Genomic DNA, 18287 nt, shown 5'->3' with positions numbered 1-18287 from the left:
GTTGCCGGTCATGCCCGCCTCCCTCGGCTCAGTGCCGCACCGATCGCGCCGACCAGCAGCAGCGCGGCCCCGCCGACGACCGCCCCGAGCACCCGGTGCTGTCGGCGCACCCGACGGCGAACCTCCGCGTACGGGGTGGTGGAGAACGACACCAGCTCGTACTGGGAAACGTACCGGCCGGGCAGGGCCCGTTCCAGTGCGTGCTCCACCCGCCGCCGGGCCTGGAAGACCGGGGAGGCGACCTTGTCCCGCATCTCCACGAAGTTGGTCAGCGCCATCGTGGCGATGGCCTCGGCGTTCTCCTGTCGGCGCCGCTGGAACAGCGGCAGCGCCGCCAACCAGTCGTCGGCGCACTCGTCCAGGCAGCGGTCCAGCTCCACCACGTCCTCGAAGGCGCAGTTGGCGCCCTGGCCGTAGAACGGCACGATGGCGTGCGCCGCGTCGCCGAGCAGGCCGACCTTCCCGTTGACCTGCCACGGGGTGCAGCGCACAGTGCCGAGCACGCCCACCGGGTTGTGCTGGTAGTCGTCGATGAGGTTCGGGGCCAGCGGGACCACGTCCGGGTAGTGCTCGGTGAAGTGCCGTTCGATCTCCGCCGGACTGGTCAGCGAGGCGAAGCTGCCGGCACCGTCGTTGGGCCAGAACAGCGTGCAGGTGAAGGAGCGGTCCGGGTTCGGCAGCGCGATCATCATCGAGGTGCCGCGCGGCCAGATGTGCAGCGCGTCCTCCTCCAGGGCGAAGTCCCCGCCCAGCGGCGGAATCGTCAGCTCCTTGTAGCCGTAGTCGAGGAAGTCGACGCTCTCGTCCAGCAGCCCGTACGCCAGCAGTTGCCCGCGCACCACGGAGCCGGCGCCGTCGGCGCCCAGCACGACCGACGCCTTCGCCGCGACCGGGCCCTGCGGGGTCTCGAAGCTCAGCGCGCCGTCGGTCGGGTCAAGCCCGACCAGCCGGTGGTCGAACACGACCCGCACGCCGGGCAGCGCGGTGGCCTCGTCCAGCAGGGCGTTGTTCAGCGCACCCCGGCTGATCGAGTTGATCGCCCGGTCGCCGGCCGCGCTGTAGGACTGGAACTGCTGCTCGCCCTCGACCGGGTGAATCATCCGGCCGCGCATCGGCAGCGCGTCGGTCATCACCTGCTCGGCCAGCCCGATGCGGCGCAACGCGTCCAGGCCGCGTTCGGAGAGCGCCAGGTTGATCGAGCGACCGCGTTCGGCGGTGCCGGCGCGCGGGTCGGAGCGGCGCTCGTAGAGGGCCACCGGGTAGCCGCGCCGGGCCAGGAAGCAGGCCGCGAGGCAGCCGGCCAGCCCGGCACCGATGATCGCGATCTCGTCGCGCCGCGCGGTCATGAGCTCGCCCCCACCGTCGCGGCGAGCGCCGCGGCGGCCCGCCAGCAGTCGAGGTACGTGGAGTACAGCGGCACCGGGGCGAACCGCACGACATCGGGTTCGCGGGCGTCGGCGATGACCCCGTGCTCGTACCGTAGGCGTTTGGTCACCTCGTTGGCGCTGCCGGAACCGATGCGCACGGAGAGCTGGCAGCCTCGGCGGGCCGGGTCGCGAGGGGTGACCACCCGCAGCGGCCGGCCGACTGTCACCTCGTCGAACAGTGACTCCAGCCAGCCGGTGAGGCGCTGGCTGCGCGCGCGCAGCGCGGTCATCCCCACCGCGTCGAACAACTCCAGCGAGGTACGCACCGGACCCATCGCGAAGATCGGCGGGTTGGAGATCTGCCAGGCCTCCACTGTGGCCGGCGGCCGGGACACCGGCGTCATCTCGAACCGGGTGGCCGCAGCGGTGCTCCACCACCCCTCGAACCGGGGCAGGCTCTCGTCGCCGAGGTGCCGCTCGTGCACGAAGACGCCGGCGAGGGCGCCCGGGCCGGAGTTCAGGTACTTGTAGGAGCACCAGGCGGCGAAGTCGACGTCCCAGTCGTGCAGGGCCAGCGGCACGTTGCCGACCGCGTGGGCCAGGTCCCAACCGACCACCGCGCCGGCGGCCCGGCCGGCAGCCGTGATCGCCGGGATGTCCAGCAGCTCACCGGTGAGGTAGTTGACCCCGCCGAGCAGCAGCAGCGCCACCCGGTCGCCCTCGGCGGCCAGGTAGTCGGTCACGTCCTCGGTGCGCAGGGCGTCCTCACCCGCACGCGGACGCAACCGGACCACTGTGTCGTCCGGATCCAGGCCGTGGAACCGGGCCTGACTGCGCACGGCGTAGCTGTCCGAGGGGAACGCGGCGTCCTCGATGACGATGCGGGTGCGCGCGCCGGCCGGTCGGTAGAAACTCACCATCAGCAGGTGCAGGTTGACGGTGAGCGAGTTCATCACCACGGCCTCCGCGGGCCGGGCGCCGACCAGTCGCGCGGCCGGCCCGGTCAACAACTCGTGGTACGGCAGCCAGGGGCGCTCCGCCTCCAGGTGCCCCTCCACGCCGAGCCGCCCCCACGCGTCCAGGTCGGCCAGGAGTTCGTCGCGGGTGGCCCGAGGTTGCAGGCCGAGCGAGTTGCCGGCCAGGTACGCCGACTCGGGGTGGTCGCCACCGTCGGCCGGCGGCACGTGGAACAGGTGCCGGTGACCGGGGTCGGCCTCGTCACGGCGATGCGCTTCGTGTTCTGGGGTGTGCATGTCTCGCTCTCCGGTCACATCGCTGTGCGGGCCGACCACAGCTCCGGGAAGACCACCCGGGCCATGCTGCGCTGCAGCCACGCCAGGCCGGCGGAGCCTCCGCTGCCGACCTTGGCGCCCATCGTCCGCTGCACCGCCTTGACGTGGTTCCAGCGCCAGTCGCCGAACTCCTCGGCGACACCGCTCAGCGCCTCGCCGAGCAGCCGCAGGTGATTGTCCGGGCTGGCGTCGTCGTAGATCCGTACCCAGGCCGCCTCGACCAACGGGTCCGGGTCGTGTTCGACGGCCACGTCCCGGTCGAGCAGGTCGGCGGGGAGGTCGAAGCCGTGCCGGGCGAGCAGCGCGAGCACGTCGTCCCAGAGGCTCGGGGTGGTCAGCGCGGCGCTCAGCTCGGCATGCACCTCGGCCTGCCGGCGGAACGGGCGGATCAGCGTCGGGTCGCGCAGCCCGAGCAGGAACTCCAGCTGCCGGTACATCGCCGACTGGAAGCCGGAGGCCTCACCGAGCAGATTGCGGAACCTGTTGAAGTCTGCCGGGCTCATCCAGCGCAGGCCCTGCCAGGCGGCGTTGAGCCCCTCCAGGTGCAGCTTGGCTCGGCCCAGCGGGGCCAACGACTCCCAGATCTGGTCGGCGCGGATCAGCCGCTGGGTCTCCCGCAGCTCGTGGCAGGTCAGCCCGAAGTACAGCTCCATGATCTGACTGACCATCAGGAAGGACATCTCGCCCGGGTCGCTGCTGAGCGGGTGCTGCATCTTGTGCAGGGCGCTGGCCTGCACGTACGCGTCGTACGGCACCATGTCGGCGAACTCCAGGGTCGGCTCGCCACCGGTGCGCTCCGCCTGCGCGGCACGCTGCCCGGGGGTCACCGGTTGCACCATGGCACGGCGGTTCGGCGCCCGCCGCTCCGTCTGATCCACCATCTCGTCTCCCTCCCCCGGACTAGCCGACGTCATGATCTCGCGGTCGGATCGGCCTACGGAATGCCGAATCAACGGCTCTCGCCGCCTTCTCCTGGCAAACCAAAGGCAACTAGGCGAAGTCGGTTCACGAAAGTAAGGTCTGAGCGTGGACGACATGGACTGGGCGCTGCTGCGCGAGTTGCAGGCCGACGCGCGGCTGTCCTTCAGCGAGTTGTCCCGGCGGGTGCACCTCTCGCCACCGTCGGTCGCGGAGCGGGTCCGCCGGCTGGAGGAGGCCGGCATCATCACCGGCTACCACGCCCACGTCGACCTCAGCCGCGCCGGCCGTACCGTGGTCGCGCTGATCCGGATGTCCTGCTACGGCGCGCGGTGCATCCTGCACGACCCGGCGGTTGCCGACTGGCCGGAGATCCTGGAGATCCACCGGATCACCGGGGACGCGTGCAGCGTGCTGAAGGTGGCGGCCGGCTCGATCGGCGCGTTCGAGGGGGTCATCGACCGTCTCGCCCCGTACGGCCAACCGTCGAGCACGATGGTGCTCTCCTCACCGCTGAACTGGCACCCCGTCACCCCCCTGCCCGCCACCGGCCCCATCCCCCGCCCGCGCTGACCGCACCCCACCTCTCCCCCGCGATCTTGCAGTTTCTGTTGGTGAAATGCCGGCTAAGTGCCGGTTCGTCGCCGCAGAAAGTGCAAGATCGCGGAAAGTGGGTGGGGTGGGGTGGGGCGGGTTTGCCTTTGGGCCAGGGGGAAAGCAGCGCGCGTGCCCAGGGGAGGGTTCCGGCGGTCGTCGCCGGTTGGGGGGAAATCATGCAGGCAATCCGCACGATCAACCGCGCGCTCTCGTCCGCACTGACACTGGTGGGGCTGGTCGGGGCGTTCGTCCTGTTGTCGGTAGCTCCGGCGCGAGCCGGCGAGAACGTCTTCGTCGAGGTGACACCGAACAGCGCCCAGGCCGGCAGCCGGGTCAGCATCAAGGCGAGCTGCGACAACGACAACAACAACCGCCAGTCCAGCGTGCACTCCGACGCGTTCGGGCACGTCCAGCTCAAACCGGACAAGGGCTTCCTGACCGCTCAGGTCACCATCGCGAGGGACAAGCCGGCCGGTGACTACCCGGTCGACCTGCGCTGCGAGAACGGCCAGACGTCGTCGACCACGCTGACAGTGCTGAACATGGCCTCACCCAGCAAGGGCCCGGCGACCGGTGGCGGTGGGATGGCCGGTGGGCGCGGCGCCGGCTCGCTGCTGGTGCTCGGTGGCGTGGCGTTGGTGGCCACCGCGATCGTGCTCGGGATGGCCGGCGGCCGACGTCGACCGGGAGCCGGCTCCTGAGCCGGATCACCCATGACCCGCAGATCCGCGCGTGCGCGGCCGAATCGCCGCGCCCGCCTCCGGGCCGGGCCGGCGCTGCGCGCGTCCGGCCGGCTGGTGGTCCGCGTCTCCGGACGGCTGCGCCGGATCGCCGGGCAGGCCGTGTCGGCCAGCGTCACCACCGCCGATCCGGCCGCCCGCCCGCTGCCGCCGCGGCGTCCGGCCGGGCCGTCGTCGGCCCGACACCGGTTCGGTACGAGCCCCGGGTTCCCGGTGCTGGCCATCGCGGCGCTGATGGTGCTGATCGTGGCGATGCTCGGCGTCGAGCAGGTCACCGGCATGAGCCTGCTGCCGGACCGGCTCAGCGCCGGACTGCGACCGCCGCCGAAGAAGTTCCCGGTGCTGCCGGCCAGCCATCCGACCAGCCTCGCCATCGAGAAGATCGACGTGCGGGCACCCGTACACGACGTGGGCATCGCCCCGGACGGCACGATCGCCGTGCCGGACGCGGCCCGCGCCCAGGAGGCCGGCTGGTACGACCAGGGGCCCACCCCGGGCCAGTACGGCCCAGCCGTGATCGTCGGGCACGTCGACACCACCAGCGGACCGGCGGTCTTCCACAAACTGCGCGAGCTGCGCTCCGGTGACGAGATCGAGGTCACCCGCACCGACCAGCGCGTGGCGGTCTTCGAGGTCAACTCCGTGGAGAAGTTCGACAAGGGCCGACTGCCGGTGGACGAGGTGTACGGCGACTTCAGCCGCCCGAGTCTCCGACTGATCACCTGCGGCGGCCAGTGGGTCGGCGGCGAGACCGGCTACGCGGACAACGTGGTGGTGTTCGCCTCGCTGGTCGAGGCGCGTTCAGGCGGCTGACCGGCGTCGACGTAATCGGCGAGCCGGGCGGCGCCGGTGAGCATGGCCCGGCCTCGTTCGGTGAGCCGTTGCCGCCACTGGCTCAGCGACGCGGCGAGCGGTTCGGCACCGCCGGCGTCGCGCACGCGACGCAGCACGCCGGCGATGTGGTCGAGCCGGTACCCGCCGCGGCGCAACAGGTGGGCCAGTTCGGCGTCCCGGACGTCGTCGGGACGGTAGAGCCGGTAGTGAGTCACCGGATCACGTACCGGTCGCAGCACCCCGGCCCGCTCCCACTTGCGCAGCGTGGCTGGCTGAAGACCGAGCCGGTGAGCCACCACGCTGATCGGCACGGCTTTCTGGCTCTGCGGTTGCGGTCTCGTTCCGGTCAGCGTCGCCACCGCGGCCTCGACCGCGTCCAGGGTGTCCCGATCGCGCTGGAGCAGGGCGTGCCCCTTGTCGATGGTGCGCAACGCCGTGTCGATCTCACCGCGGTTGACGGCCCGCATGATCTCGCCGCTGGCCGCATAGCCGTGGCCCGGGATCAACGCGAGGTAGGCACGCAGCGCCTTGGCGTGCTGCTCGGTGAAACGACGGTAGCCGTTCGGGGTGCGCTGGGCCGGAGGCAGGACGCCGTCTCGTTCGTAGTTGCGCACTGCCTGCGCGGAGAGGCCGTGGGCGCGCGCGAGGTCGACCGGCCGGCGTACCTGTGGGTTTGAAGGTTTTGGGGCTGTCACCGCGCTCCACCGCTCGTGAGTCTCAACCGCTGGTTCAACGATACGGTTCATGGAATGCCATCTTTTCTCGACCTGCTGGCGGTAACCCCGGACCTGCTCGCGCTCGGCGAACCGACGCACGGTGAGTCCGCCTTCCTCCAACTCCGCAACGAGGCTTTTCTGTCGCTGACCGAGCACGGCTTCCGCTCGATCGCCGTGGAGAGCGACCGGGCGGCCGGGCTGATCGCCGACGAGTTCGTGCAGGGCGTCGCCGACGTGACGCTCGACCGGGCGCTCGCCGAAGGGTTCAGCCACGGTTTCGGGGCAGCCCCGGCGAACCGCGACCTCCTCCTGCGGATGCGGGAGTGGAACGCCGGACGGTCGGCCGCCGAGCGCCTGACGTTCCACGGCTTCGACGCCCCGGTGGAGCTGGAGAGTGCTCCGAGCCCGCGCTGGCACCTCACCCAGGTCTGCCGGTTCCTCGACCTGGACCGGGCTGCCGAGATCGACGACCTGATCGGGGACGAGGCGCGGTGGAGTGACACGGCCGCGATCTGGGAGCCCGGCCGTTCGGTCGGGCGCTCGACCGACGCCCAGCGACTGCGGGTGTTCGCCGACGACCTGCTGACCGAGCTGTACCTGCGGGCGCCGGGGAAGTCAGTGGGCTGGCCGGCGGCATTCGTGCACGCCACGGCCGCTGTCGCGTTGCTGCGGTACCACGCCGCGGCCGCCGCACCACTGGCCCAGGAGGAACGCTTCGCCCGCCTGGCCGCCGTCCGGGACGCGCTGATGGCCGAGAACCTGCTCGCGATCCGATCGGCCGAGGCACACCGCGGGCCCACACTGGTCTTCGCGCACAACACGCACCTCCAACGCCACCAGAGCACGATGACGCTGGCCGAGACGCAGGTGTCCTGGGCCGGTGCCGGCGCGATCGTCGCGTCGCTGCTGGGCGACCGGTACGCGGTGATCGCCGGCAGCCTCGGCGCGAGCCCGGCGCTCGGCATCGGGCCGCCCGCCGCCGCCACCTACGAGGGCAGACTCCAGCAGGAGACCAGCCTTCCCCGTTACCTGCCGACGTCCGACATCGCAGCGGCCGAGCGGCGGACCCACGACTATCGCTACTTCCCGCTGGACCAGGCCACCATCGAACACGCCGACGCGGTCCTGCACGTCCCGACCGGTGTCGACACGGCCGTGCTCGTCGATCGGATCGCCGCACTGCCCGGCGTCGAGCAGGTCGTGGCGAGCGAGGAGAACGGATCACCCGAGGCGGCCTGGGGTGACCGGTTCTTCTTCGTCGGCCCGGACCGCCGCCAGCCGTTCGCCACCATCGTCGAGCACGACGTGCCCGGCTTCGACGAGGCCGCACAGCTTGACCGCCCCGGCGTCTTCCGCCTCAACCTGGACCTGGGCCGGGCCGAGTTCGAGCGGCTGTTCGGCTTCCCGCCCAAGGCGTTCGAGGAGCATCGGCACGAGTTCGACTTCGCCCGACTGGACACCCTCGTGCCGCACCCGGGCTACGCGCAGTACGGCTTCGCCAGCATCGTCATGCCCGGTCCGCACCTGCTGCCCGAGATCGACCGGCTGCTCGCGATCGCGTACCGCCGAGCTGTCGACCGCCACGAACGCGCAGCGCGCCGGGCAACCCGCCCGCAATCCGGAGCCTGACCACGCCGCGGGGTCAGGCCGCGGCCTCGGGCTCCCGCAGGTCCAGCCAGTCGGCCCAGCGGGGGTCGGGGGCGCGGTGGCCCAGCACCCGCCAGGCGGTGCCCTTCGGGGCGGTTGGCAACGCGTGTAACCGCCACCCCATCTCGGCCGGAGTCTTGTCGCCCTTGGTGTGGTTGCACCGGGCACACGCGGCGACCACGTTCTCCCAGGCGTGCCGGCCACCCCGGCTGCGCGGAAAGACGTGGTCGATGGTCTCTGCCGGCCCCCGGCAGTAGGCGCACCGCCACCCGTCCCGGGCGAAGATCGCCCGGCGGGACAGCCCGACATGCGTTCGGTACGGCACCCGGACGAAGCGCGTCAGCCGGACCACTGATGGCACCGGGAGCGCGTCCCGGGCGCTGTGCAGGATGCCGTCACCGTCGGCGACGCAGACCGCCTTCGCGGAGAGGACGAGGATCGCGGCGCGGCGCACCGACACGACACACAGCGGCTCGTAGGTGGCGTTGAGGACCAACGCGCCGGAGCCCACCGTGGGTCGTATGTCAGGCATCGCGCTCACCCTCCCGGTTCAGCGGCTGCTGGGGACCGCCGCCGACCGGGGCCGGGCACAGGGGCCCACACGGTCGACGCCGGGCCGATCACCGACGTCCGTTGCGCCAATAGTCCCTGATCGGACCCCGGATTGCACGTACTAATCTCTCTTCTGGTAAGCGGATCACCCGCGCCGGGACGGAATCGATGCCGAACGCACCGCTTCGGCCTGGTTGCTCCGCGCGACTGCCACCCCAACCGGTCCAGGACCTTGCGCGCATGGGGTCGACGCGCGCGCTCCGCCTCTCCAGTCGCCATGCTCGCAACGACCGGTCCGCCGGTCGGTGGGTCGGCGGCGGACGCTCGGGCTCCTTGCGGTACGAAGACATAGTGAGTGCCGCCAGCGTGACGCCCCTAGCCCTGTCCGACGCCGTCTCGGTGAGCTGCCAGGGCAGCACCTCCTGCGAGTGGATCTACGACATCACCAGGTCGGCCTGGTTCGCCGAGGGAAGCTACTGGATCCTGCTCAAACCGCTTCGGGTGTTGCTGATCCTGGCGCTGGCGATGGTGGCCCGCTGGGCGCTGCACCGGACCATCAACCGGTTGGTGCGAACGACCACCGACGGTGCGGTGCCGACGATGCTGCGGCCGCTGCGCGAACGGGTACCCACCGCCGCTGTCGACCCTGCCGAGTTCGTGCCGGAGCGACGGAGGCAGCGGGCAGAGGCGATCGGGTCGGTGCTGCGCAGCCTGACCACCGCCTTCGTCTTCGGCATCGCGCTACTGATGATCCTGCGGGAGTTCAGCTTCGACCTGGCGCCGCTGCTGGCCAGCGCGGGGATCGCCGGCGTCGCGCTGGGCTTCGGCGCGCAGAGCCTGGTGAAGGATCTGATCGCCGGCCTGTTCATGCTGATCGAGGACCAGTACGGCGTGGGTGACAACGTCGACCTGGGCGAGGCGATGGGCGTGGTCGAGTCGGTCGGCCTGCGGGTCACCACGGTGCGCGACGGCCGGGGCGTGCTCTGGTACATCCGCAACGGCGAGATCATCCGGGTGGGCAACAAGAGCCAGGGTTGGGCTCTCGTGGTGGTGGACCTGCCCATCGGTTTCAACAGCACCGAGGAGGCCACGGCGGTGCTACGGACCGCGGCCGCCTCGATCGCAATGGACCCGGAGCTGTCACCGGAAATCGTGGAGGCGCCCGAGGTGCTGGGTGTCGAGCAGGTGACGGTGGACGGCGCGGTCATCCGCACCGTGGTGAAGACCACTGCGGACGGGCAGTTCGCGGTGGGCCGGGAACTGCGTCGGCGTCTCGCCGAGGCGCTGGAAAATTCGGGGATCACCGCGCAGATCGCCGCGGCCCGCATCTATCCCGGCCTGTCGACCCGGCCGTTGCCGGAAGGTGAAACCGGTCAGGGCGGTGCCACCTGACACCGCCGACACTGTCCGGCAATTCAGGGGTCGCGATCCGGCCGGCCCCTCGGGTATCGTCCGTTCGTTCAGTCGGGGAGGCGACGAACGACCCGTTCGACCTAGCTAGTTGTCAGACGATCGGGCAGAATCCGGAGCACGCGTTCCCACCAAAGCGTGATCACATCCTCGCTGATCCGTAGATCTGACGAGCGCTTCCGGCCGGGCTGCCACGAGCGGCCGAGCCGGGGCCGATGGAGGCGACGGTGCCTGAGGAGCGACCTTCTGCGGAAGGCCCCGCCACATTCCGCGAAGTCTTCGGCCAGCACGAGTTCCGGGCTGTGTTCGTGGCCGGCGCTCTCTCCTGGATCGGCGACTATGTCGCGAAGGCCGCCGTCACCCTGCTCGTCTATCAGCAGACCCGGTCCGTCGCGCTCTCCGCGGCTGCCTTCGCTGTCAGTTTCCTGCCCTGGTTGCTCGGCGGTCCCGTGCTCGCCGCACTCGCGGAGCGGTACCCGTTCCGACGGGTGATGGTGGCATGCGACCTCATCCGGATGGCGCTGATGCTGCTCATCGCCATTCCGGGCCTGCCGTACCAGGCGGTGCTGGTGCTCATCTTCGCCGCCACGCTGGCCAACCCGCCGAGCCAGGCGGCGAAGTCCGCGCTGATCGCTCAGTTGCTCACCGGGGACCGACTGGTGCTGGGGCTGTCACTGAACAGCAGCGTCGGGCAGGCAGCCCAGGTCGTGGGGTACGTCTTCGGCGCCGCTGTCGCCGCGGTCGACCCGGAGGCGGCGCTGCTGTTCAACGCGGTCACGTTCGGTGTCTCGGCGCTGCTGGTTCGCCTGGGTGTGCGCGACCGCCCGGCGATGATGAACCCGGAGCACCGCAGCCATCTGCTGCAGGAGACTCGGCAGGGGTTCGGCATGGTGTTCCGCACACCGGTGCTGCGGGCCATCGCGGTGTTGGTGTTCAGTTCGATGCTCTTCTCGATCGTTCCCGAGGGTCTCGCCGCAGCCTGGGCCAACGAAGAGGGCCGTGGCGCGCTGAGCGCGGGCACCGCACAGGCGGCGATCATGGTGGCCAATCCGATCGGCTTCATCGTCGGTGGGTTGCTGGTGAGTCGCCTGTTCGGGCCGGCTCGCCGACTGAAGCTGATGCGGCCACTCGCGGTGCTCGCCCCGTTGATGCTCGTGCCGGTGCTGCTCGACCCCCCGCCGCTGGTGGTCGCGCTGCTCGCCTCGCTCTGCGGGTTCGCGGTCGCCGGCATGATGCCGATGGCCAACGGGTTGTTCGTCCAGGCGCTGCCCAACGGCTTCCGAGCCCGCGCCTTCGGGGTGATGGCCACCGGCATCCAGGTCATTCAGGGCCTCGCGGTGCTGGTCACCGGGTTGCTCGCCGAACGTTTCCCCATTCCGATCGTGGTGGGGGTCTGGAGCGCAGCCGGGGTGGTGCTGATGGCGGTCGCCACGCTGCGTTGGCCGGACCGGCAGACGGTGGACGAAGCGATCACTGCCGCCTCGTTGGCCAACGCCGATCCGCCGCCCTCCGGGCTCGGCGACCCGGCCAGCGACCGCCCGGTGGGAGGCACGTCCGACCCGCATGCCGGTGACGGCCACCGCCGGCACGCTGTCACCTGACGGCCGAAGCGACCTCCACCCACAAACGCCGGGTGCCCGACATTCGGGGTTGTCGACCCGGCGTGATCCGACGCACGTCGTGCGGGTCGGGCCGGCGCCGGGCGCACCTGGCAGGATGGAACTGTGACTTCCGCAGGTGAATCCGACCGTCCCGGTGCGTCGATGACCCTCTTCGAAGCGGTCGGCGGCGAACCCACCTTCCGCAAGCTGGTCGACGAGTTCTACGCCGGCGTCGCCACCGACCCCCTGCTGCGACCCATGTACCCGGAGGAGGACCTGGGCCCGGCCGCGGACCGGATGACCCTGTTCCTGATGCAGTACTGGGGCGGGCCGAACACGTACTCCGCTCAGCGCGGGCACCCGCGGCTGCGGATGCGCCACGCGCCGTTCCGGATCGGCGCGGCCGAACGGGACGCCTGGCTACGGAACATGCGCCGCGCCGTGGACCGGCTCGACCTTGAGCCGGAGATCGCCGCAACCCTCTGGGACTACCTGGAGCGGGCCGCGTACTTCATGGTCAACGTCGAGGACGACCCGGCCAACGGCGGCTGACCCACCCCATCCGGAGCGTCGTCAGAGCAGCGCGCCCTCGTCGTGCAGCCAGTCCACGAAGCTGGTGGCGACCGCCGCGCCGCAGTCGAGCATCTCGACCAGGAGCGCGTCGTGGGTGCCGGCGCCCAGGGGCACCTGAAGCTCGGCGTAGATCGGTAGCTGACCGCGCTCGGTCGGGTCACCGATGTACGCCTTGCAGAACCGGCGGGTGTGGTTCCACTCGTTGACCACCCGGTACGCCCGGTCGGCCCAGTCCGGCGGGACCGTGGCGTGCGGACGTGCCCGCATGACCAGGATCTCGTCCTCCGGCCCTTCGAGGGTGACCAGCACCGCGTGCCGCTCCCACATCGCCAGCAGGTTGCCGTCGCCGTCAGCCAGATAACGCACGTCGAGCAGATCGAGCGCGTCACAGACCCGGCGCAGACTCACCGGCTCCACGGTGGCGGGCATCTCGGTCAGCACGGGCCGCTCGTTGGACGGGCAGTCGTCCCCCGGCTGGCGAGGGCTGGGCGGCCCGATCCGGACCGCGTTGTCGACTGTGATCCCGCTTCGGGTTTCCGGATCGCCGCCGTCGGCGGGACCGGGGCGCCATGACCACCACGGCATCGCTCGCGCACCTCACTCCCCAGCGGATCCAGTCGCCTACGGTGCGTTGGATCCGAGGATGGACGGTACCCGGACAGCCGGGTTGAAGCACCCCCCCAACGACCGCCCCTGACCAGAAGAATGATCTGGGGTCATCCGTTCGGATGAGCGTTCAGGGGTGTCACGGCAAGATCGGTGGCCTTCTGCAACCAAGCCGCTCCGTGCGGTCCCACCAGGCCGACCCAACGACCGGCCACCCGCACCTGAACGGCGTCCCCACCCTCGCCAGCCGCCGAGCCGCTGGCGGCGCCCAGGAAGCCCATCCGGACCACACCCTGCACCAGCCGCTGCGGCACCTCGACCGGCGCGGCGGGCGTCCCGTCCGGGGTGATCAGCACCGCCACGTGGTCGAGCAACGCGTCACGCAGGGCCCGCTGGCCCACGGCACGGCCGGCCACACCCTGCTCGCTCGCCGTCCGCAGGGTGCCCGCCGCCGCGTCGGCGATCCGTCGCACCTCGGCAACGGGCAACGCCTCCACCTGGCGGCTCCGCGTCGGCGGCAGCGGCCACCGCCACTGGGCGTCCCGGCGGGTCGGCAGGGTCACGCCGCCCCGCTCCAGCTCGGCGAGCAGCTCCGCGGCCGCCACGGTGACGTCCTCAGCGACGCCGTCGGCCGGCCCACCGGCAACCGTGCGGACCACCAGGACCTGCCACGGCAGCCGCGCCCACAGGGCGACCCGGCCCGGTGCGCCGGCCGGCCGCAACCGGACCGGCGCGACCGGATCCAACCGGACCAGCCGGGCCAGGAAGGCGCCCGCGTCCGCCACCCCGGCGACACCGTGGGTGGACGCCGCCGTCCGGCCCGGCTCGGCGGTGCCCGGCCGGGTCACACCACACAGCCCTGCGGCGCGTACGTGAGCAGGAAGTCCCGTTCCTCGGTGGTGATCCGCCGGGGCACCTGGCGGGTCAGGTCGAACGGCACCAGCACCGAGCGGGCCCGGCTGGCCAGCACCTCACCGTCGTACAACTCGTAGGCGACGGTGAACCGGGAGGCCCGGATCTCCTCCACCCAGAGCTCGATCCGGACGGTGGGCGCCGCCTCCGCGGTGGCCCGGCCGAGCGCGTAGTCGACCGGGCGCAGGTAGTCGACCTCGTGCCGGCGGATCACCACCCCGTCGGCGAACGAGCCGACGCCCCAGGCCCGGCCGCCGGCGAACATCAACGCCACCCGCGCCTCCTCGTACAGCGTGAGGAAGCGCGAGTTGTTGACGTGGCCGTACGCGTCCAGGTCGGACCAGCGCAGTGTGCAGTGGTAGACGAAGCGGTCAGACACCTTCTCGGCCGGTCAGTCGCGGGTCAGCTTGCGGTAGGTCACCCGGTGCGGCCGGGCAGCCTCCGCGCCGAGGCGGTCGATCTTGTTCTTCTCGTACGCCTCGAAGTTGCCCTCGAACCAGAACCACCGGGACGGGTCCTGGTCGTCGCCCTCCCAGGCCAGGATGTGCGTGGCGACGCGGTCCAGGAACATCCGGTCGTGCGAGATGACCACGGCGCAGCCGGGGAACTCCAGTAGCGCGTTCTCCAGGCTGGACAGCGTCTCCACGTCCAGGTCGTTCGTCGGCTCGTCGAGCAGGATGACGTTGCCGCCGATCTTCAGGGTCAGCGCCAGGTTGAGCCGGTTGCGCTCACCGCCGGAGAGCACCTTCGTCGGCTTCTGCTGGTCCGGTCCCTTGAAGCCGAACGCGGCGATGTACGCCCGCGACGGCATCTCGACCTTGCCCACCATCAGGTAGTCCAGCCCGTCGGAGACGACCTCCCAGACGGTCTTGTCGCCGTTGAGGCCCTCACGGTTCTGGTCGACGTACGACAGCGAGACGGTGGGACCGACCCGGACCTGGCCGCCGGTCGGCTCCTCCAGCCCGACGATGGTCTTGAACAGGGTGGTCTTGCCGACGCCGTTGGGGCCGATGATGCCGACGATGCCGTTGCGCGGCAGCGAGAACGACAGGTTGTCGATCAGCAGCCGGTCACCGAAGCCCTTGCTGAGGTCGACCGCCTCGATCACCGTGCTGCCCAGGCGCGGGCCCGGCGGGATCTGGATCTCCTCAAAGTCGAGCTTGCGGGTCTTCTCCGCCTCGTTGGCCATCTCGTCGTACCGGTCCAGGCGGGCCTTGGACTTGGTCTGCCGGGCCTTGGCGTTGGAGCGGACCCACTCCAGCTCCTCGGTGAGGCGCTTCTTCATCTTGGCGTCGCGGCGGCCCTCGACGGCCAGCCGGGCGGCCTTCTTCTCCAGGTAGGTGGAGTAGTTGCCCTCGTACCCGATCGCCCGGCCGCGGTCCAGCTCCAGGATCCAGCCGGCCACGTTGTCGAGGAAGTACCGGTCGTGGGTGATCGCCATGACGGTGCCGGCGTACTTGGCGAGGTGCTGCTCCAGCCAGGAGACGCTCTCCGCGTCCAGGTGGTTGGTGGGCTCGTCGAGCAGCAGCAGGTCGGGCGCCTCCAGCAGCAGCTTGCAGAGCGCGACCCGGCGACGCTCACCACCGGAGAGTTGGGTCACGTCGGCGTCCGGCGGCGGGCAGCGCAGCGCGTCCATGGCCAGTTCGAGCTTGGAGTCGATGTCCCAGGCGTCGAGGTGATCAAGCTCCTCCTGGAGCTTGCCCATCTCCTCCATCAGCTCGTCGGAGTAGTCGGTGGCCATCTGCTCAGCGATCTTGTTGAACCGCTCCAGCTTGGCCTTGGTCTCGGCGACCGCCTCCTCGACGTTGCCGAGCACGGTCTTGGCCTCGTTGAGCGGGGGCTCCTGGGCGAGCATGCCGACCGTGTAGCCGGGCATGAGTCGGGCCTCGCCGTTGCTCGGCTTGTCCAGCCCTGCCATGATCTTGAGGAGGCTGGACTTACCGGCGCCGTTCGGACCGAGCACACCGATCTTGGCTCCCGGCAGGAAGCTCAACGTGACGTTGTCGAGCACGACCTTGTCGCCGTGCGCCTTGCGCGCCTTTTCCAGGACGTAGATGTACTGGGCCACGGTGCGGGCTACCTCCGTCGGTTGCTGTCGCTGATCGGCGGCGCGGCGCGGGCTGCGAGGACCGCCCGCCGCCGCCGGCCGGTAGCCGGCCGCGCGCACGCCATCGTCAATCCTGACAGGTACGGCGCGCTTCGCCCACATCACCCCGCCCCAGGGGTACGCGAGCGCGCCTCCTTGCCAGAGCCGGTAAGGCAAATTACGGTTTCGGTATGACCAAGAAGATCACCATCAGCCTGCCCGATGAGCTTGCCGACAGGCTGGCCGACGAGCCGAACGCCTCCGCCTATGTCGCTGAGTCTCTGCGCCGGAGGGTGGCCGGGGAGAAGACGCGGGAGATCCTCCGGCGGGTGGGTTTTGAGATCACCGACGAGGGCGTCGCGCGGGTACACGCCGAGATGGAGCAGTTGCGGGCGAGCATCACGCCCGAACTGCGCGAACAGGCAGCCCAGCTCCAGGCGGAGGTCTTGGCGGCACGCGCGAGAGCCACCCGGTGACGGGCTACGGCTTGGCGCTGGATGCGACCGCCCTGCTGGCATATTCCTCGTCCGAACGGGATGTCGGACACCGCATCGCGGAAGCCGCCGACTATGGCGTGCACGTGCTGGTGCCGGCACTCTGCCTCGTCCGTGCGCACCAGGAGGCCACTCCCGATCAGTGGGAGATGCTCGAAGTGCTCGCCGCGTTGCCGCACATCCGGGTAACACCTGTCGAGCCGAACATGTGCTCGTTTCTCGGCGGATGGTCGCGCCGGATGGCCGGACACACGGACCTAGCTCAGTTGGCGATGGACGCCGCCGCCCACCCCCTCGTGCCGATCATGACGGACCGGCGGGAGCTGCTCGGCGAGGTGCTGCCCAAGGAATGGCCGATCATCGACCTCCGACCTGCGGGCTGTCGACAAGATCACCTCTAGGATTCGGTCGCACCGAGGCGGGTAGGAGACTCCGGCACGGGGCACAAGACGCCGCAGCTACGCTCAGTACGCTCATCGCGGTGGACCCGTCAGTACCCGGAGGTGGCCGATCGTGACCGTCCGTAGCTCCTTTGTCGTAGTGGCGAACCGTCTGCCGGTCGACGAGGTGAGCACACCCGAGGGCCGGCAGTGGCGACGCAGCCCTGGCGGGCTGGTCACCGCCCTGCATCCCGTACTCGCCGAACACAAGGGCACCTGGGTCGGCTGGGCCGGTGGCACCGGCGCCGCCCCCGAGCCGTTCGACCTGGAGGGGATCCGGCTGCACCCGGTCCCGCTCAGCGCCGAGGAGTTGGAGCGCTACTACGAGGGCCAGTCCAACGCGACGATCTGGCCGCTCTACCACGACGCGGTGGAGACGCCGGCCTACAAGCGCCGGTGGCGGGAGGCGTACCGCCTGGTCAACGCCCGGTTCGCGGAGGCCGCAGCCGACGTGGCGGCCGAGGGCGCGACGGTCTGGGTGCAGGACTACCAGCTCCAGTTGGTGCCGGCGATGCTCCGTGAGCTCCGCCCGGACCTGCGGATCGGGTTCTTCCTGCACATCCCGTTCCCGCCGATCGAGCTGTTCATGCAGATGCCGTTCCGTACCGAGATCCTGCGCGGTCTGCTCGGCGCCGATCTGGTCGGTTTCCAGCAGCGGCTGGCCGCGCAGAACTTCGTCCGGCTGGCCCGGCACCTGCTCGGGCTGCGCTACGAGGGTCAGATGATCCAGGTCGACGGTCGGCAGGTGAAGGCGGGCGCCTTCCCCATCTCGATCGACACCCAGGAAATGGAACGGATGGCCGCCGACCCGGCGATCCAGGCCCGGGCCAAGCAGATTCGCGCCGAGCTGGGCGACCCGAAGACGATAATCCTGGGCGTGGACCGGCTGGATTACACAAAGGGCATCGAGTTGCGGCTCAAGGCCTTCCGGGAGCTGCTGGCTGACGGAAAGTTGACAGTTCCCGACGCGGTCATGGTTCAGGTCGCGACACCCAGCCGTGAGCGCGTGGAGCACTACCAGGCACTACGGGTGAAGGTGGAGCGCGAGGTCGGTCGGATCAACGGCGAGTTCGGCAGGGTCGGCGTGCCGGCGGTCCATTACCTCCATCAGTCGTACAGTCGCACTGAGCTGGCAGCGATGTACGTTGCTGCCGACGTGATGATGGTGACCCCGCTGCGAGACGGAATGAACCTCGTGGCGAAGGAATACGTAGCATCACGTGCCGACCAGGGTGGCGCGCTCGTACTCAGTGAGTTCGCCGGCGCCGCCACCGAGCTTCGCCAGGCATTTTTGTGTAACCCGCACGACCCGGACGCGGTCAAGGACGCCCTCCTCCGGGCAGTGCACGTGGAGAAAACCGAGGCACGCCGCCGGATGCGGACAATGCAACGTCACCTGCGTACCCACGACGTGGGCCACTGGGCCAAGTCTTTCCTCTCGGAGCTCGGAGTTCCCGAGGCGGAGGCCGAGTGAACACGTCCGTCAACGATGGGGCGGCAAA

19 protein-coding genes are annotated in these 18287 nt (G+C 70.4%); 10 read left to right on the top strand and 9 right to left on the bottom strand.

What is annotated here, in order from left to right:
- Positions 1-8: 8 nt before the first annotated feature.
- From OG992_RS27220 to OG992_RS27210, 3 genes are read right to left on the bottom strand one after another with little or no spacing between them, the layout of a single operon-like run.
- The gene (locus OG992_RS27220; RefSeq protein WP_266304609.1) at positions 9-1346 is read right to left on the bottom strand and encodes an NAD(P)/FAD-dependent oxidoreductase; all 1338 of its coding nucleotides are present in this window, start codon (positions 1344-1346) and stop codon (positions 9-11) included.
- The gene (kynU, locus tag OG992_RS27215) at positions 1343-2620 is read right to left on the bottom strand and encodes a kynureninase (protein WP_266304608.1); all 1278 of its coding nucleotides are present in this window, start codon (positions 2618-2620) and stop codon (positions 1343-1345) included. Before kynU ends, OG992_RS27220 begins: the two co-directional genes overlap by 4 nt.
- A gap of 14 nt (positions 2621-2634) precedes the next feature.
- Complete coding sequence (locus tag OG992_RS27210) at positions 2635-3537, bottom strand: tryptophan 2,3-dioxygenase (RefSeq protein ID WP_266305284.1); 903 nt, start codon at positions 3535-3537, stop codon at positions 2635-2637.
- A 148-nt stretch (positions 3538-3685) separates the two neighbouring features.
- On the opposite strand from OG992_RS27210, the gene OG992_RS27205 reads away from it, so the two are divergent.
- From OG992_RS27205 to OG992_RS27195, 3 genes are all read left to right on the top strand, one after another.
- Positions 3686-4150, top strand: a complete 465-nt coding sequence (locus OG992_RS27205) for an Lrp/AsnC family transcriptional regulator (RefSeq protein ID WP_091405454.1) — start codon at positions 3686-3688, stop codon at positions 4148-4150.
- A gap of 200 nt (positions 4151-4350) precedes the next feature.
- Positions 4351-4875: a hypothetical protein gene (locus OG992_RS27200; protein WP_238685448.1), complete on the top strand. Its 525-nt coding sequence runs from the start codon at positions 4351-4353 to the stop codon at positions 4873-4875.
- Positions 4876-4887: 12 nt separating this feature from the next.
- On the top strand, positions 4888-5727 hold the full coding sequence (locus tag OG992_RS27195; protein WP_238685449.1) for a class F sortase: 840 nt from the start codon (positions 4888-4890) through the stop codon (positions 5725-5727).
- On the opposite strand, the gene OG992_RS27190 is transcribed toward OG992_RS27195, so the two are convergent.
- A complete protein-coding gene (locus OG992_RS27190) occupies positions 5670-6443 on the bottom strand; it encodes a MerR family transcriptional regulator (protein WP_266304607.1) in 774 nt (257 codons plus the stop codon). The two genes, OG992_RS27195 and OG992_RS27190, sit on opposite strands and share 58 nt — an antisense overlap.
- Positions 6444-6497: 54 nt before the next feature.
- Between OG992_RS27190 and OG992_RS27185 the strand changes: the two genes are divergently transcribed.
- Positions 6498-8093: a DUF6194 family protein gene (locus tag OG992_RS27185; protein ID WP_266304606.1), complete on the top strand. Its 1596-nt coding sequence runs from the start codon at positions 6498-6500 to the stop codon at positions 8091-8093.
- A 13-nt stretch (positions 8094-8106) separates the two neighbouring features.
- Here the strand turns inward: OG992_RS27185 and OG992_RS27180 are convergent, their stop codons facing one another.
- A complete protein-coding gene (locus tag OG992_RS27180; RefSeq protein WP_238685452.1) occupies positions 8107-8643 on the bottom strand; it encodes an HNH endonuclease in 537 nt (178 codons plus the stop codon).
- 353 nt (positions 8644-8996) lie between these two features.
- Here OG992_RS27180 and OG992_RS27175 point away from each other — a divergent pair, with 353 nt between their 5' ends.
- The 3 genes from OG992_RS27175 to OG992_RS27165 all read left to right on the top strand — a co-directional run bounded on the left by OG992_RS27175 (position 8997) and on the right by OG992_RS27165 (position 12226).
- Complete coding sequence (locus tag OG992_RS27175; protein WP_266304605.1) at positions 8997-10055, top strand: mechanosensitive ion channel family protein; 1059 nt, start codon at positions 8997-8999, stop codon at positions 10053-10055.
- 233 nt (positions 10056-10288) lie between these two features.
- Positions 10289-11674 carry an MFS transporter gene (locus tag OG992_RS27170; RefSeq protein WP_238685456.1) on the top strand — a complete coding sequence of 462 codons (1386 nt, stop codon included), beginning with the start codon at positions 10289-10291 and terminating at the stop codon, positions 11672-11674.
- 123 nt (positions 11675-11797) lie between these two features.
- Complete coding sequence (locus OG992_RS27165) at positions 11798-12226, top strand: globin (RefSeq protein ID WP_307850661.1); 429 nt, start codon at positions 11798-11800, stop codon at positions 12224-12226.
- Positions 12227-12247: 21 nt separating this feature from the next.
- Here the strand turns inward: OG992_RS27165 and OG992_RS27160 are convergent, their stop codons facing one another.
- From OG992_RS27160 to ettA, 4 genes are all read right to left on the bottom strand, one after another.
- Positions 12248-12832: a YbjN domain-containing protein gene (locus OG992_RS27160; protein ID WP_112676053.1), complete on the bottom strand. Its 585-nt coding sequence runs from the start codon at positions 12830-12832 to the stop codon at positions 12248-12250.
- Between the two features lie 131 nt (positions 12833-12963).
- Positions 12964-13701, bottom strand: a complete 738-nt coding sequence (locus tag OG992_RS27155) for a hypothetical protein (protein ID WP_266304604.1) — start codon at positions 13699-13701, stop codon at positions 12964-12966.
- A complete protein-coding gene (locus OG992_RS27150) occupies positions 13698-14144 on the bottom strand; it encodes a thioesterase family protein (RefSeq protein ID WP_266304603.1) in 447 nt (148 codons plus the stop codon). The genes OG992_RS27155 and OG992_RS27150 overlap by 4 nt, the downstream gene beginning before the upstream one ends.
- A 12-nt stretch (positions 14145-14156) precedes the next feature.
- A complete protein-coding gene (gene ettA / locus OG992_RS27145; RefSeq protein ID WP_238685504.1) occupies positions 14157-15833 on the bottom strand; it encodes an energy-dependent translational throttle protein EttA in 1677 nt (558 codons plus the stop codon).
- A gap of 209 nt (positions 15834-16042) precedes the next feature.
- Between ettA and OG992_RS27140 the strand changes: the two genes are divergently transcribed.
- The 3 genes from OG992_RS27140 to OG992_RS27130 all read left to right on the top strand — a co-directional run bounded on the left by OG992_RS27140 (position 16043) and on the right by OG992_RS27130 (position 18259).
- Positions 16043-16327: a hypothetical protein gene (locus tag OG992_RS27140; protein ID WP_238685459.1), complete on the top strand. Its 285-nt coding sequence runs from the start codon at positions 16043-16045 to the stop codon at positions 16325-16327.
- A complete protein-coding gene (locus OG992_RS27135; RefSeq protein ID WP_238685460.1) occupies positions 16324-16746 on the top strand; it encodes a hypothetical protein in 423 nt (140 codons plus the stop codon). Before OG992_RS27140 ends, OG992_RS27135 begins: the two co-directional genes overlap by 4 nt.
- A 112-nt stretch (positions 16747-16858) precedes the next feature.
- Complete coding sequence (locus tag OG992_RS27130) at positions 16859-18259, top strand: trehalose-6-phosphate synthase (RefSeq protein ID WP_124817234.1); 1401 nt, start codon at positions 16859-16861, stop codon at positions 18257-18259.
- Positions 18260-18287: the final 28 nt, after the last annotated feature.

The sequence above is a fragment of the Micromonospora sp. NBC_00362 genome (assembly GCF_026342155.1).
GTDB lineage: Bacteria > Actinomycetota > Actinomycetes > Mycobacteriales > Micromonosporaceae > Micromonospora > Micromonospora hortensis.
The sequence above is the reverse complement of the archived record's forward strand: the minus strand, read 5'-3'. Positions and strand labels throughout refer to the sequence as shown.

Excerpts from the sequence above, each read along its gene's own strand:
- OG992_RS27220 (WP_266304609.1), bottom strand. The coding sequence starts at position 1,346 with ATGACCGCGCGGCGCGACGAGATCGCGATCATCGGTGCCGGGCTGGCC.
- kynU (WP_266304608.1), bottom strand. The coding sequence starts at position 2,620 with ATGCACACCCCAGAACACGAAGCGCATCGCCGTGACGAGGCCGACCCC.
- OG992_RS27200 (WP_238685448.1), top strand. The coding sequence starts at position 4,351 with ATGCAGGCAATCCGCACGATCAACCGCGCGCTCTCGTCCGCACTGACA.
- OG992_RS27195 (WP_238685449.1), top strand. The coding sequence starts at position 4,888 with ATGACCCGCAGATCCGCGCGTGCGCGGCCGAATCGCCGCGCCCGCCTC.
- OG992_RS27185 (WP_266304606.1), top strand. The coding sequence starts at position 6,498 with ATGCCATCTTTTCTCGACCTGCTGGCGGTAACCCCGGACCTGCTCGCG.
- OG992_RS27180 (WP_238685452.1), bottom strand. The coding sequence starts at position 8,643 with ATGCCTGACATACGACCCACGGTGGGCTCCGGCGCGTTGGTCCTCAAC.
- OG992_RS27170 (WP_238685456.1), top strand. The coding sequence starts at position 10,289 with ATGGAGGCGACGGTGCCTGAGGAGCGACCTTCTGCGGAAGGCCCCGCC.
- OG992_RS27160 (WP_112676053.1), bottom strand. The coding sequence starts at position 12,832 with ATGCCGTGGTGGTCATGGCGCCCCGGTCCCGCCGACGGCGGCGATCCG.
- OG992_RS27140 (WP_238685459.1), top strand. The coding sequence starts at position 16,043 with ATGACCAAGAAGATCACCATCAGCCTGCCCGATGAGCTTGCCGACAGG.